Raw genomic sequence first — 15238 nt, forward strand, 5'->3', positions numbered from 1 at the left:
TGGCATGCCATTTCTGGCTGTCAACGGATGTGGACGCGAAAAGCAGCTCGCCAATGCCGGTAAGACGGCATGAGGTCGAGCTATGAGCGCAGCCTCGTCAGGCTAACTTGCTGATTTTTCAGCCCCTGTTCCGAGTGCGGTAGCAGGGGAGTGGACGTCTCTACCTTTTAAAAGGTTCCATACTTGGCAGTATTTAGCCACCCCCAACCGGGTGAACGGTGGTCCGGCACCCTGGGTTTGCGCTATACTCGCCGCCCTTTTTTGACTCACCTGCCAGGCGATTTCCCATGACCCACCAGGCCGCCGAAGTCGCGAAACGCCGCACTTTCGCCATTATTTCCCACCCCGATGCCGGTAAAACCACCATCACCGAGAAGCTCCTGCTGATGGGCAAGGCAATCGCAGTGGCCGGCACGGTGAAATCCCGCAAATCCGACCGCCATGCCACCTCCGACTGGATGGAAATGGAAAAACAACGGGGTATTTCCATTACCACGTCGGTCATGCAGTTCCCATATCGCGATCACATGATCAACCTGCTCGACACCCCGGGCCACGAAGACTTCTCCGAAGACACCTACCGCACCCTGACCGCGGTGGACTCGGCCTTGATGGTCCTCGACGGCGGTAAGGGCGTCGAGCCACGTACCATTGCGCTGATGGACGTTTGCCGTCTGCGCGACACGCCGATCGTCAGCTTTATCAACAAACTCGACCGCGACATCCGCGACCCGATCGAGTTGTTGGATGAAATCGAAGCCGTCCTGAAGATCAAGGCCGCGCCGATCACTTGGCCGATCGGTTGCTACCGCGACTTCAAGGGGGTGTACCACCTGGCCGACGACTACATCATTGTCTACACCGCCGGCCACGGTCACGAACGCACCGATGTGAAAATCATCGAAAAGCTCGACTCCGACGAAGCCCGCGCCCACCTGGGCGATGAGTACGACCGTTTTGTCGACCAGTTGGAACTGGTGCAGGGCGCCTGCCACGAATTCAACCAGCAGGAATTCCTCGACGGCCAACTGACCCCGGTGTTCTTCGGTACCGCGTTGGGCAACTTCGGTGTCGACCACGTGCTCGACGCCGTGGTGGACTGGGCCCCGCGCCCGCTGGCCCGGGTCGCCAACGAGCGTACCGTGGAGCCGGTGGAAGAGAAATTCGCCGGCTTCGTGTTCAAGATCCAGGCGAACATGGACCCCAAACACCGCGACCGTATCGCCTTTATGCGCATCTGCTCCGGCAGATACGAAAAAGGCATGAAGATGCGCCACGTGCGCATCGGCAAGGACGTGCGCATCGGCGACGCCCTGACGTTCTTCTCCTCGGAGCGTGAACAGCTCGAAGAAGCCTACGCCGGCGACATCATCGGCCTGCACAACCACGGCACCATCCAGATTGGCGACACCTTCACCGAAGGCGAAACGCTGGGCTTCACCGGTATCCCGCACTTCGCCCCGGAACTGTTCCGCCGCGTGCGCCTGCGCGACCCGCTGAAATCCAAGCAACTGCGCCAAGGTTTGCAGCAACTGGCGGAAGAGGGCGCGACCCAGGTGTTCTTCCCCGAGCGCAGCAACGACATCATCCTCGGCGCCGTCGGTGTGCTGCAGTTCGATGTGGTCGCCAGCCGCTTGAAAGAGGAATACAAGGTCGAATGCTCCTACGAGCCAATCACCGTGTATTCGGCGCGTTGGATCGATTGCAGCGATAAGAAGAAGTTGGAAGAGTTCTCCAACAAAGCCGTGGAAAACCTGGCGATCGACGGCGGCGGTCACTTGACCTACCTGGCCCCGACCCGGGTCAATTTGGCGCTGATGGAAGAGCGCTGGCCGGATGTGAAATTCCGCGCGACCCGCGAGCACCATTAAGGTCTGAGCGGTGGACAAGAGGGCGAAGCTGTCATGGCTTCGCCCTTTTTCATGGGCGCGACAAAACAACCTGTGGGAGGGGCGGTGCGACGATTCGACTTGCTCCCGATAGCGGTGGATCAGCCACTCTCTGTGCTGGCTGATCCACCGCTATCGGGAGCAAGCTCCCTCCCACATTTTTTGATCTCCCCCGGTATGGGATTGGCGAGAACCCGGCATTGGGACTAGCGTCAACGCTGGCGGTACTAAACAGCCGTCGTGCGGGATTCACCTACTGACTGGAGGGGATCGACCATGAGTATTGTTCAACGCGTCGTGCTGTTGCTAAAGGTGCTGGTGCTGTTGTCATTGGGAATGTCGACGGCCTGGGCGCATAACCCCGTACAGAGCGGGGCGGCGGTGTTTGCGGTTCAGAGTGGGGAGGGCAAGGTCCTGCAGTTGGCCAAGTCCGAATCGGAGGCTGGCGATGAGGATCAGGGTGGCAGCAAGGGCGATGACGACTCCACCACCGACGAGCCGGGCGATGACAGCTCGGATGATGAAGGCGATAGCCAGACGTAGACCTGGCGAAAATAAAAACCCCCTCCTGCCAGGTTGATGCGCAACCTGACGGGAGGGGCTGTAGAACGCTGTGGCACCGCGCTCCATACGCGAGCGCGGTGCTCATTTCAGGCGACGAACTGCTCCGCATAGTGGCAAGCCACCTGGCGGTTATCCAACGGCCGCAACTGCGGCTCCTCGCTGCTGCAACGCTCGGTCGCATACGGGCAGCGCTTGTGGAAGGCGCAACCCGACGGTGGGTTCAGCGGGTTGGGCAACTCGCCGACGATCTTGATCTTCGGCTTGTTCGGGTCCGGGTGAATGGTCGGGGTCGCCGACAGCAGCGCCTGGGTGTACGGGTGCAAGGGGCGGGCGTAGATGTCGTCCTTGGGGCCGACTTCCACTGGGCGGCCGAGGTACATCACCATCACGTCGTCGGCAACGTGTTGCACCACCGCGAGGTTGTGGGAAATGAACACGTAGGCGGTGTTGAATTCCTGCTGCAAATCCATGAACAGGTTAAGCACCTGGGCCTGGATCGACACGTCCAGCGCCGAGGTCGGTTCATCCGCCACCAGCACTTTGGGTTGCAGCATCATGGCGCGGGCCAATGCGATCCGCTGGCGCTGGCCACCGGAGAACATGTGCGGGTAGCGCTGATAATGCTCAGGGCGCAGGCCCACCTGCTTCATCATCGCCTGGACCTTTTCGCGGCGCTCGGCGGCGGACAGGTTGGTGTTGATCAGCAACGGTTCGCCGAGTTGATCGCCGACTTTCTGCCGTGGGTTCAGCGAGGCATACGGGCTCTGGAATACCATCTGCACGTCTTTGCGCAATTGCTTGCGCTGCGCTTTGTTGGCGCCGGTGACTTCCTGGCCGGCGATTTTCAACGAGCCTGAAGACGGTTCTTCAATCAGCGTCAGCGCACGGGCCAGGGTGGATTTGCCGCAACCCGACTCGCCTACCACCGCGAGCGTCTTGCCGGCTTCCAGCTCAAAGGACACGCCGTTGAGGGCGCGCACGGTGGCGTGGCCCTTGAACAGGCCACGGGACACTTCGTAGTGACGGGTCAGGTCGCGGGCGGTAAGAACGACGGCCATTACGCCACCTCCTGGTTCAAGGGGTAGAAGCAGCGTGCAAGGCTGTTCGATTTAGGGTCCAGGCCCGGACGGGTCTGGCGGCAGCTGTCCTGCACGTAGGGGCAACGCGGCGACAACAGGCAACCTTGCGGGCGGTCATAACGGCCGGGCACGATGCCGGGCAGCGTGGCCAGGCGCGCGGCACCGAGGCTGTGCTCCGGGATCGCCTTGAGCAGCGCTTCGCTGTAGGGATGCGCCGGAATATCGAACAGTTGCGGCACCTGGCCGACTTCCACCGCTTGGCCGGCGTACATCACGCACACGCGCTGGGCGGTTTCTGCCACGACCGCGAGGTCGTGGGTGATCAGCACCAGGCCCATGTTCTGCTCTTTTTGCAGGGCCAGCAGCAGGTCCATGATCTGCGCCTGGATGGTCACGTCTAGCGCGGTGGTCGGTTCGTCGGCGATCAGCAACTTCGGTTCGCCGGCAATCGCCATGGCGATGGCCACACGCTGGCTCATACCGCCGGACAGTTGGTGCGGGTAGGCGTCCATCCGGCTGGCTGCGCCAGGGATCTCGACTTTTTCCAGCAGTTCGATGGCGCGCTTGCGCGCTTGCTTGCTGGACATCTTCAGGTGCAGGCGCAGCACTTCTTCGATCTGGAAACCCACGGTGTAGCTGGGGTTCAGTGCGGTCATCGGGTCCTGGAACACCATCGCCAGGTCTTTGCCGACGATTTGCCGACGCTGGCGGTTGCTCAGCTTGAGCATGTCTTTGCCGTCGAAGTTCAGGGCGTCGGCGGTGACGATGCCGGGGTGCTCGATCAGGCCCATCAGCGCCATCATGGTCACGGATTTACCCGAGCCCGACTCGCCCACGATCGCCAGCACTTCGCCTTTGTCGACGCTAATGTCGAGGCCGTCGACCACCGGCACGGCGGTCTTGTCGCCGAAGCGCACGTTGAGATTTTTGATTTCTAACAGTGACATGGGAAGCTCCTCAGGCGGCGTTCTTGAGTTTCGGGTCTAGCGCATCGCGCAGGCCGTCGCCCATCAAGTTGATTGCCAGCACGCTGAGCAAAATGGTCAGACCCGGCAGGCTCACGACCCACCAGGCGCGTTCGATGTAGTCACGGGCCGAAGCCAGCATGGTGCCCCACTCCGGCGTTGGCGGTTGCACGCCCAAGCCGAGGAAGCCGAGGGCTGCGGCATCGAGAATCGCCGAAGAGAAACTCAGGGTCGCCTGGACGATCAGCGGTGCCATGCAGTTGGGCAGCACGGTGATGAACATCAGGCGGGGCAGGCCGGCACCGGCCAGGCGGGCGGCGGTCACGTAGTCGCGGTTCAGTTCGCCCATCACCGCAGCGCGGGTCAAACGCACGTAGGACGGCAGCGACACGATGGCGATGGCGATCACGGTGTTGATCAGGCCAGGGCCGAGAATCGCGACAATGGCAACGGCCAGCAGCAGCGACGGCAGGGCCAGCATGATGTCCATCAGGCGCATGATGGTCGGGCCGAGCAGGCGCGGGAAGAACCCGGCGAACAGCCCGAGCAGGATGCCCGGAATCAGCGACATCACCACCGACGACAAGCCGATCAGCAGCGACAGGCGCGAGCCCTGGATCAGGCGCGAGAGCAAGTCACGGCCGAGTTCGTCGGTGCCGAGCAGGAACTGGATCTGCCCACCTTCCAGCCACGACGGCGGGGTCAGCAGGAAGTCACGGTATTGCTCGCTGGGGTTGTGCGGCGCCACCCAGGGGGCGAAGAGCGCGCAGAACACGATCAGCAGCATAAACAGCAGGCCGGCAACTGCGCCTTTGTTCTGGGAGAAGGCTTGCCAGAATTCTTTGTACGGGGACGGGTACAGCAGGCTTTGATCGACTGCTGACACTGGAGTGGGTGTGGTCATGGTCATGATCTCAGCGCTGGTGACGGATGCGTGGGTTGGCGAAGCCGTAGAGGATATCCACCACGAAGTTCACCACGATCACCAGGCAGGCGATCAGCAGAATGCCGTTTTGCACCACCGGGTAGTCCCGCGCGCCAATGGCTTCGATCAGCCATTTGCCGATGCCGGGCCACGAGAAGATGGTTTCGGTCAATACCGCACCGGCCAGCAAGGTGCCGACTTGCAGGCCGACCACGGTGAGGACCGGGATCAGCGCGTTACGCAGGCCGTGGACGAAGACGACGCGCGCCGGCGACAGGCCTTTGGCCTTGGCGGTGCGGATGTAGTCTTCGCGCAGTACTTCGAGCATCGACGAGCGGGTCATCCGCGCAATCACCGCCAGCGGGATGGTGCCGAGCACGATAGCCGGCAGGATCAGGTGGTGCAGGGCGTCCCAGAACGCATCCGGCTCGTTGGCCAGCAGGGTGTCGATCAGCATGAAACCGGTGCGTGGCTCGATGTCGTAGAGCAGGTCGATACGCCCGGAAACCGGGGTCCAGCCCAGGCTCACCGAGAAGAACATGATCAGGATCAGGCCCCACCAGAAGATCGGCATCGAATAGCCCGCGAGGGAGATGCCCATCACCCCGTGGTCGAACAGCGATCCTCGCTTCAAGGCCGCGATCACCCCCGCCAACAGGCCCAGGATACCGGCGAACAACAGGGCGGCCATGGACAGTTCCAGGGTCGCCGGGAAGAGTGCGGTGAACTCGGTCCACACGCTGGTGCGCGTGCGCAGGGATTCGCCAAGGTCGCCTTGGGCGAGCTTGCCGACATAATCCAGGTATTGCGCATACAGCGGCTTGTTAAGGCCAAGGCGTTCCATTGCCTGTGCGTGCATCTCGGGGTCGACGCGGCGCTCGCCCATCATGACTTCGACGGGGTCGCCGGGAATCATGCGAATCAACGCAAAAGTCAGCAACGTGATGCCGAAGAATGTGGGGATCAATAACCCCAATCGGCGGGCAATAAAACTAAACATCTTGTGGTGTACCTCAATCAGCCGGTTAGGCAGGTTCGGCACCGTCAACGTCGACGGTGTCGAGCGTTTTTCTTATTTACTTCACCTGGGTGGTGGCGAAGTTATTGTTACCTAGAGGGCTTTGGGTAAAGCCTTCTACGTTTTTGCGCATGGCGGTGAACAGTTTCGGGTAAGCCATGGGAAGCCATGGTTGATCCTTGCCGAAAACGTCCTGTGCCTGTTCATAGAGCGCAGCCCGTGCTGCCGGTTCCTCGATTGCGCGGGCCTTGTCGATCAAGGCTTGAAACTCCTCGTTACACCAGCGCGCGTAGTTTTCGCCGTTTTTGGCGGCATCGCAACTCAGGTTAGGCGTGAGGAAGTTATCCGGGTCGCCGTTATCACCTACCCAGCCTGCGGAAACCATGTCGTGTTCGCCGGCTTTGGCGCGCTTGAGCATCTCGCCCCATTCCATGACCTTGATGTTGACCTTCAGGCCAACCTGGGCCAGATCCGCCTGCATACGCTGGGCGCCCATCATTGGGTTGGGGTTGGTCGGGCCGCCGTTGGCGCGAGTGAATAGGGTGAATTCGGTGCCTTCCGGTACGCCGGCTTCCTTGAGCAGGGCGCGGGCCTTGTCCAGGTCGCGTGGCGGGTTTTTCAGTGTGTCGCTGAAGCCTAGCAGCGTTGGTGGATACGGGCCGGTGCCCACGACGGCGTTGCCTTCGCCAAACAGTGCTTTGGTATAGCCGGCCTTGTCGAACGCGATGTTGATCGCGTGACGTACCCGCGGGTCGCTCATGTACTTGTGGGTGGTGTTCAGGGCGGTGTAGCTGGTGGTCATCGCCGCCAGTTCATCGATCTTCAGGTTCGGGTCTTTCTTGATGCTTGGGATGTCATCCGGCTTTGGATACAGCGCGACCTGACACTCGTTGGCCTTGAGCTTCTGCAGGCGCACGTTGTTGTCGGTGGTGACCGCGAGGATCAGCGGGTCGGCCGGTGGCTTGCCGCGGAAGTAGTCCGGGTTGGCCTTGAAGCGCACCTGGGCGTCCTTGGCGTAGCGGGTGAAGATGAACGGGCCGGTGCCGATCGGCTTGGCGTTGAGGTCATCGGTCTTGCCGGACTTGAGCAACTGGTCGGCGTATTCGGCGGAGTGAATCGAGGAAAACGCCATGGCCAGGTCGGCCAGGAACGGTGCTTCACGGCGCGTCAGGGTAAAGACCACGGTGTGATCGTCGGTCTTCTCGACGCTCTTGAGCAGTTCCTTGAAGCCCATGCTTTCAAAGTACGGGTAGCCCACGTTGGACTTGGTGTGCCACGGGTGTTTCGGGTCCAGCTGGCGCTGGAAGCTCCAAAGCACGTCGTCGGCGTTCAGGTTGCGCGTGGGTTTGAAGTAGTCGGTGGTGTGGAACTTGATGTCGTCACGCAGGTGGAAGGTGTAGGTCAGGCCGTCGGCGCTGATTTGCGGGAGGTCTTTGGCCAGCGCCGGGACCACTTCGGTGGTGCCGGGCTTGAAGTCCACCAGGCGGTTGAACATAGTTTCGGCGGCGGCGTCGGCGGTGACGGCCGTGGTGTACAGGACCGGATCGAAACCTTCCGGACTGGCTTCGGTGCAGACCACCAGCGGTTTGGCCGAAATGCCAACCGCCACGCTCAACAGCGCAGCAGCAATGGCGGCTTGTAACGGGAGCATGTTCATTCGGAGCCCTCTGCAATCGATGGGACCAGACAAGCTTAGAGGGCGGGCTCGTCCTGAGCCCGCCGTCTACCTGGCGCTGATTAAAGAATGTTGAACGGGATGGTGGTGACCAGGCGGAACTCTCGGATGTTGCCGTCAGCCTGGTTGGCGCTGGCGCGGTGAGTCACATAGGTGCCACGAATGGTGGTGGCCTTCAGGGCACCGCTTTGGATGGCATAGGAAGTACCCACGCCGTATTCCTGGTGATGCTCGCCGTCTTGGGCCTGAATGCCGTTGTAAGCGAACTTGCTCACGCCGCCGTCGCCGGTGTAGTGAGTGCCGTCGATGCCCCAGCCGCGAGCCGAGTAGATGTTGAACTTCAAGCCAGGCACGCCGTATTCGGCCATGTTGAGGCCGTAGGCAACCTGGAAGGACTTCTCGTTCGGACCGTTGAAGTCAGAGGTCAGGGAGTTGGCCAGGTAGATACCGTTGGTTTCGTGCAGGTAGTCGAAGTACTCGTTGCCGTTCACTTCCTGGTACGAGAAGGTCAGGCTGTGCGCCTGGTGGGTCAGGCCGAGCGACAGCGAGTAGGTATCGTTGTCGATCTTGCCCATCAACTTTTTGCCTTCGTCGACGGTCTTGTAGTAGTTGAGACCTGTGGTCAGGGCCAGGGTTTGGCTGTCACCCAGTTCATGGGTAGCGCCGAAGTAGTACTGGTTCCAGAAGTCCTTGACGTTGGCGCCGAAGAAGCTGGTTTTCAGGCTTTTGAGTGGCTGCCAGTTCACACCGGCGGTGTAGACGTGGTCGGCTTCCTGCCTGCCATTGCCGTATTCGCTGCGGAATTTCGACAGGCTCTGTTCGGTACGTGGCGATACGCGATCGAAGTAGGCGCCCTGGAACGACAGGTTGCTGAACTCTTCGCTGTTGATTGCCACACCTTCGAAGCTCGAAGGCAGCGCACGGTTGCCAATGGTGTCGATGATGCCGCTGCTGAAGTTCTGGCGACCGGCGGTCAAGGTGGTGTTCGACACGCGGAACTTGGCGTTGGCCAGGCCCAGTTTGCTCCACTGGCCTACGGCGTCGCCGTCGGAGTCAGCCAGGGTGCGGTTGGAGCCGCCCTTGATGTCACGCTTGCTGCGGTCCAGGGCCACTACGTTGTAGGCCGCGACTTCGGTTGCCACGCCCACGGTGCCTTGGGTGAAGCCCGACGAATAGTTGAGGATGGTGCCTTGCAGCCAGTTCGTGCGGTTCGCGTCGGTGCGCTCCTGGCCGTGCTTCTCGTAGGTAAAGCGCTCGCCGCGGAATTTTTTCTCGCTGGAGAACCAGTTACGCGTGGTACCGCCCAGGCTCGATCCTTCGATAAAGCCCTTGGCCTCGCTTTGGGCGCTGGCGCCGGCCAGTGTGGTAGGAACGAAGTCCTGGCTCTGGGTTTCCGCATAGGCGGTCGCCGTGATGCTGCTGATGGCCAGGGCCAGAAGCGCTTTGCTGCTCAGTTTCATGGATGAAGCTCCTTTGGTTCTCTTTTTTTTATGCCGGTCTTTTAGGTGAACCGACTATTGGTGTGTAACTCGTTCAAGCATTTGCAAACGTTTGCCGTAGGAAATTTCCCAATAGAAGGCTGCACGTTTGCCGAAGAGTGTTATCCACTCTCCGCAATCCGGTTATTTTCTTATGGGGTGATACTGACGTCCGAGAACACGTTGCGGCCGAAGGGGCTCACTTTGAAACCTTCGACTTTGGCGCTTAACGGCTGGTTGACCGTCGAGTGGGCGACGGGCGTGATCGGCACCTGCGCTTTGAGCAGTTGCTGTGCCTGTTTGTACAGAACAGTCCGTTGTTCGCGGTCGGTGACGACCTTGGCTTGCTTGATCAGCTTGTCGTATGCCGGGTCACACCACATGGAGTAGTTGTTCCCGCCAATGGCGTCGCAGCTGTAAAGGGTGCCCAACCAGTTGTCCGGGTCGCCGTTGTCGCCGGTCCAGCCGATCAGGCTGATGTCGTGCTCACCGTTCTTGGTGCGCTTGATGTACTCGCCCCACTCGTAGCTGACGATCTTGACCTTGAGACCGATCTTGGCCCAGTCGTTCTGCAGCATCTCGGCCATCAGCTTGGCATTGGGGTTGTACGGCCGTTGCACCGGCATCGCCCACAGGGTGATCTCGGTACCTTCCTTCACGCCGGCGGCCTTGAGCAGCTCCTTGGCTTTCTCCGGGTTGTAGGCGGCGTCTTTGATGCTGTCGTCATAAGACCACTGGGTCGGTGGCATGGCGTTGACCGCCAGTTGCCCCGCGCCCTGGTACACGGCGTTCAGGATGCTCTGCTTGTTCACCGCCATGTCCAGCGCCTGGCGCACTTCGAGCTGGTCGAATGGTTTATGGCGCACGTTGTAGGCGATGTAGCCAAGGTTGAAGCCTGGCTTGGTCAACAGTTGCAGGTTCGGGTCGGCCTTGAGGGCGTCGACATCCGCCGGGCGCGGATGCAGGGTGATCTGGCATTCGCCGGCCTTGAGCTTTTGCACCCGCACCGAAGCGTCGGTGTTGATGGCAAAGATCAGTTGGTCGAGCTTGACCCGGCTCGGGTCCCAGTACTGCTTGTTGCCTGTGTAGCGGATCTGCGAGTCTTTCTGGTAGCGCTGGAAGACGAACGGGCCGGTGCCGATCGGCTTCTGGTTGATATCGCTGGGCTTGCCTTGCTTGAGCAACTGCTCGGCGTACTCGGCCGACAGAATCGAGGCAAAGCTCATGGCGATGTTTTGCACGAACGCCGCGTCGACCGTGTTCAGGGTCATCACCACGGTGTACGGGCCGGTTTTCTCGACCTTGGCGATGTTCTTGTTCAGGCTCATCCCGTTGAAGTATGGAAACTCGGTGGGGTAGGCCTTGCGAAACGGATGTTCGGGGTCAAGCATGCGGTTGAAGGTGAACAACACGTCGTCGGCGTTGAAGTCACGCGTGGGGTTGAACTCTTTATTGCTGTGGAATTTCACCCCTTCACGCAGGTGGAAGGTGTAGGTCAGGCCATCTGGCGAAATATCCCACTTGGTGGCTAGCCCCGGTACGACGTTGGTCGCGCCCCTTTCAAACTCAACCAAGCGGTTATACAGCGGCTCGGCGGCATCGTTGTCGGTGGCGGTGGTGTACTGCGCGGTGTCAAAGCCTGCCGGGCTGCCTTCCGAACAGAACACCAGGCTCTTTTTCTCGGCGGCGTGGCCCATCGTGGCTACAGCCAGCAGGCTGGTGCCAAAAATTGCGGATAGAACGGTGGTATGGCGCATGACGATCCCGATCCTTGTTTGTAGTTGTCATCAGCGAGCAATCACCCCGGCATACGGCCAGGGGGACATCACTGATCCCACACACAGCAAGTGCCCATCAGATTGGAGCCTCTGCTGTCCTACGACGTTAGGGGTCGAGGACTTCGCAGTAAATGCGCAAAATCTGACTGACCTTGTAGGCAACGGAGCCGCGAATCGAAGTTCATTGCCGTAGGACGGCAGCGAGCGCGAATGTGGTCTGTTTCCTACTGGTCTGGCGGATGCAATAGCGGCGACGTTATCAAGCGTCGCCGCTATCGGTCCTTACTTGCCGCTTACGCCCACGCCGTAGAAGGAGTTCAGACCAAACGGGCTGATCTTGAAGTCCTGTACGGTGTTGCGCATGGGTTGATACACCGTCGAGTGCGCGATAGGTGTCATCGGGACTGCATCTTTGAGGATATGTTGCGCCTGCTTATACAGCTCGGTGCGTTTGGCGACATCCGATGTGGCCTTGGCTTCTTTCACGATGCCGTCGAATTTCTTGTCGCACCACTTGGAGAAGTTGTTACCCGACAGCGAGTCGCAGCCGAACAGCACGTTCAGCCAGTTGTCCGGGTCCCCATTGTCGCCGCTCCAGCCAATGATCATGGCCTGGTTCTCGCCGCCTTTGGAACGCTTGATGTACTCGCCCCATTCGTAACTGACGATGTTGACCTTCAGGCCGATCTGTTTCCAGTCGTTCTGCAGCATCTCGGCCATCAGCTTGGCGTTTGGGTTGTACGGACGTTGTACCGGCATGGCCCACAGGGTGATCTCGGTGCCGTCCTTGATCCCGGCTTCCTTGAGCAGTTCCTTGGCTTTGGCCACGTCGTGCGGGGCATCTTTGATGGTGGTGTCGTAGGACCACTGGGTCGGCGGCATGGCGTTGACCGCCAATTGGCCAGCGCCCTGGTACACGGAGTCGATGATCTGCTGCTTGTTCACCGCCATGTCCAACGCCTGGCGTACGCGCAGATCGGACAGTGGGTTAGGCGCGGTCTGGCCCTTGAGCACCGGCATGACGTTGTAGGCGATGTAGCCCAGGTTGAAACCGGCCTGGTGCGGCAGTTTCAAGTCCTTGTCGTCGCCCAGTGCCTTGAGGTCGGCCGGACGCGGAAACAGGGTGATCTGGCATTCGTTTTTCTTGAGCTTCTGGATACGTACCGACGGGTCGGTGGTGATGGCGAAGATCAGGTTGTCGATCTTCACGTCTTCAGGTTTCCAGTAGTCCTTGTTGCCGGTGTAGCGAATGTTCGAGTCTTTCTGGTAGCTCTTGAACACGAACGGGCCGGTGCCGACTGGCTTCTGGTTGATGTCCTGTGGCGTACCGTTTTTCAGCAGTTGGGCGGCGTATTCGGCCGACTGGATCGACGCGAAGCTCATCGCCAGGTTCTGGATGAAGGCGGCGTCCACGGTGCCAAGGGTGAACTTGACCGTGTGGGCATCGACTTTCTCGATGTTCTTGATGTTGGTGTCCATCCCCATGTCCGTGAAGTACGGGAACTCGGTGGGGTATGCCTTACGGAATGGATCGTCTTTGTTGATCATCCGGTTGAAGGTGAACAGTACGTCGTCAGCCGAGAATTCACGAGTGGGCTTGAAGTACGGGGTGGTGTGGAACTTGACGCCTTCACGCAGGTGGAAGGTGTACGTCAGGCCATCCGGGGACACGTCCCAGCGGGTGGCCAGGCCAGGAACAACGGCGGTGCCGCCACGTTCGAACTGGCTTAGGCGGTTGAACATGGTTTCGGCCGAAGCATCGAAGTCTGTTCCGGTGGTGTACTGGCCTGGATCAAAACCGGCCGGGCTCCCTTCGGAGCAGAACACCAGGTTAGTCGCCGCTTGGGCGAAAGGCGCTGCGGCCATAAGGCCAGCGCTAACAAGTAACGGAATGACTGCGTGTTTAAGCATGTTGGCCTCATGATTTGTTGTCATTTTTGGTAGTGAGGGCGACCTCGTGAGTCGACCTGCGGATACTTATGCAGGGGCCATACCCATTGCAAGATGCTGAACGGTTGCAAGGGTGAAAGAGTGGTACGAACGTACAAGAATGTCGCAAATATGAAACTTACGACACAAATGCGTACATTTTGAGGGTTTTTTCGGGGCGGAAGAGGCACCAAAAAGGCCCAACTGAGACGTCTGGCGCACTCAGTTGGGGCGTTGCTGTTACTTATCTAGACTCACGCCGTAGAACGGGGTCAGGCCAAAGGGGCTGATCTTGAAGTCCTGCACTTCCTTTCGAAGCGGCTGGAAAACCGTCGAGTTCGCAATAGGCGTTATAGGTACTTGTTCTTTAAGTATTTTCTGCGCCTGCTGATACCACTTGATACGCTGCTCGCGGTCGCTGCTGACCTTGGCCTGTTGCACCAGTTTGTCGTAGGCGGGGTTACACCATTTGGCGTAGTTGCTGCCCTTCACTGCGGCACAACTGTAGAGCACGCCGAGCCAGTTATCCGGGTCGCCGTTATCGCCGGTCCAGCCGTAGATCATCGCATCGTGCTCGCCATTCTTGGCGCGCTTGATGTACTCGCCCCACTCATAGCTGACGATGTTGGCGTTGATGCCGATCTTTGCCCAATCCTGCTGGATCATTTGTGCCGACATTCGCGCATTCGGATTGGAGGCGCGCTGTACGGTCATCGCCCACAGGTTGATGGTAGTACCGGGTGCAACTCCTGCTTCTTTTAGTAGCGCCCGCGCCTTGGTCGGGTCAAAGGGGGCATCCTTGATCGTCGGGTCATAAGACCACTGCGCGGGAGGCAATGCGTTCTGCGCCAATTGGCCGGCGCTCTGGTACACGGCCTTGATGATCGCGGGTTTATCGATGGCCATGTCCAAGGCCTGGCGCACCTTGAGTTGATCCAGCGGCGGATGCGTCACGTTGTAGGCCAGAAAGCCGAGGTTGAACCCCGCTTGTTGCAGCACACGCAGGTTGGGGTCTTGTTTCATCACCTCGATATCGGCGGGGCGCGGGTAGCCGCTGACCTGGCATTCGCCGGCCTTGAGTTTCTGCAAGCGCGACGCGGCGTCCGGGGTGATCGCGAACACCAGGTTGTCGAGCTTCACATCCTCGGGTTTCCAATACTGTTTATTGGCGACATAGCGAATCTGCGAGTCCTTTTGGTAGCGCTTGAATACAAACGGCCCGGTGCCCACCGGTTTCTGGTTAATCTCTTCGGCCCGGCCTTCCTTTAATAGTTGGGCTGCGTATTCGGCGGATTGCACCGAGGCGAAGCTCATTGCCAGGTTCTGTACGAACGAGGCATCGACGTTGTTCAGGCTGAAACGCACGGTGTGCTCGTCCAGTTTGTCGACGCTTTTGATCGTGGTGTTCAAACCCATGTCGGTGAAGTAGGGCGACTCGGATGGATAGGCCTTGCGAAACGGGCTTTGGGCATCCAGCAGGCGGTTGAAGGTGAACAACACGTCATCCGCGTTGAAGTCGCGGGAGGGCGTGAAGAAATCGGTGGTGTGGAACTTGACGCCGTCACGCAGGTGGAAGGTGTACGCCAGGCCGTCCTTGGAGACCTCCCAACTGGTCGCCAGGCCGGGCTGGACCTCGGTGCCGCCGCGCTTGAACTGGGTCAAGCGGTTGAACACGGTTTCGGCAGAGGCATCAAAATCGGTGCCGCTGGTGTACTGGCTGGGGTCGAAACCGGCGGGGCTGGCTTCAGAGCAGTAGACCAGGGTGCTGGTGGCCTGGGCCATCGGCATAAAGGCCAACAGGCCGGCGGCGAGGAGCAGTGGTTTGAAGGTGATTCTGTCCATGGAGACCCCTGAGATGGCTGGCATATAACACTGCCCAAACGAAAAAACGGCGGTCACCGAGGTTACCGCCGTTCAGGGGGGAGCAGATAGTGGATG

General features: G+C 59.9%; 11 protein-coding genes. 2 read left to right on the forward strand and 9 right to left on the reverse strand.

Features of this window, described 5'->3' with window-relative positions; translation table 11 throughout:
• Positions 1 to 287: 287 nt before the first annotated feature.
• Both ACS5Q8_RS04185 and ACS5Q8_RS04190 read left to right on the forward strand, forming a co-directional pair.
• Positions 288 to 1871, forward strand: a complete 1584-nt coding sequence (locus tag ACS5Q8_RS04185) for a peptide chain release factor 3 (protein WP_247395520.1) — start codon at positions 288 to 290, stop codon at positions 1869 to 1871.
• A gap of 294 nt (positions 1872 to 2165) precedes the next feature.
• Positions 2166 to 2432, forward strand: a complete 267-nt coding sequence (locus tag ACS5Q8_RS04190; protein WP_276196498.1) for a hypothetical protein — start codon at positions 2166 to 2168, stop codon at positions 2430 to 2432.
• Positions 2433 to 2539: 107 nt separating this feature from the next.
• On the opposite strand, the gene ACS5Q8_RS04195 is transcribed toward ACS5Q8_RS04190, so the two are convergent.
• From ACS5Q8_RS04195 to ACS5Q8_RS04235, 9 genes are all read right to left on the reverse strand, one after another.
• Positions 2540 to 3511, reverse strand: a complete 972-nt coding sequence (locus tag ACS5Q8_RS04195; protein WP_247395518.1) for a peptide ABC transporter ATP-binding protein — start codon at positions 3509 to 3511, stop codon at positions 2540 to 2542.
• Complete coding sequence (locus ACS5Q8_RS04200) at positions 3511 to 4479, reverse strand: ABC transporter ATP-binding protein (protein ID WP_102617145.1); 969 nt, start codon at positions 4477 to 4479, stop codon at positions 3511 to 3513. The genes ACS5Q8_RS04195 and ACS5Q8_RS04200 overlap by 1 nt, the downstream gene beginning before the upstream one ends.
• 10 nt (positions 4480 to 4489) lie before the next feature.
• Positions 4490 to 5401 (reverse strand): ABC transporter permease subunit, encoded by a 912-nt coding sequence (locus tag ACS5Q8_RS04205; protein ID WP_247395517.1) that lies wholly within the window; start codon positions 5399 to 5401, stop codon positions 4490 to 4492.
• Between the two features lie 10 nt (positions 5402 to 5411).
• Positions 5412 to 6422 (reverse strand): ABC transporter permease subunit, encoded by a 1011-nt coding sequence (locus ACS5Q8_RS04210; RefSeq protein WP_247395514.1) that lies wholly within the window; start codon positions 6420 to 6422, stop codon positions 5412 to 5414.
• 76 nt (positions 6423 to 6498) lie between these two features.
• The gene (locus tag ACS5Q8_RS04215) at positions 6499 to 8097 is read right to left on the reverse strand and encodes an ABC transporter substrate-binding protein (RefSeq protein WP_465159863.1); all 1599 of its coding nucleotides are present in this window, start codon (positions 8095 to 8097) and stop codon (positions 6499 to 6501) included.
• A gap of 80 nt (positions 8098 to 8177) precedes the next feature.
• On the reverse strand, positions 8178 to 9575 hold the full coding sequence (locus tag ACS5Q8_RS04220; RefSeq protein WP_276196500.1) for an OprD family porin: 1398 nt from the start codon (positions 9573 to 9575) through the stop codon (positions 8178 to 8180).
• A 170-nt stretch (positions 9576 to 9745) separates the two neighbouring features.
• The gene (locus ACS5Q8_RS04225; protein WP_465160350.1) at positions 9746 to 11290 is read right to left on the reverse strand and encodes an ABC transporter substrate-binding protein; all 1545 of its coding nucleotides are present in this window, start codon (positions 11288 to 11290) and stop codon (positions 9746 to 9748) included.
• Between the two features lie 363 nt (positions 11291 to 11653).
• A complete protein-coding gene (locus ACS5Q8_RS04230) occupies positions 11654 to 13282 on the reverse strand; it encodes an ABC transporter substrate-binding protein (RefSeq protein ID WP_276196502.1) in 1629 nt (542 codons plus the stop codon).
• Between the two features lie 258 nt (positions 13283 to 13540).
• Entirely contained in the window at positions 13541 to 15142 is a 1602-nt protein-coding gene (locus ACS5Q8_RS04235) for an ABC transporter substrate-binding protein (protein ID WP_465159864.1), read from the reverse strand.
• Positions 15143 to 15238 lie beyond the last annotated feature (96 nt).

Source organism: Pseudomonas sp. PAMC25584, assembly GCF_058135675.1.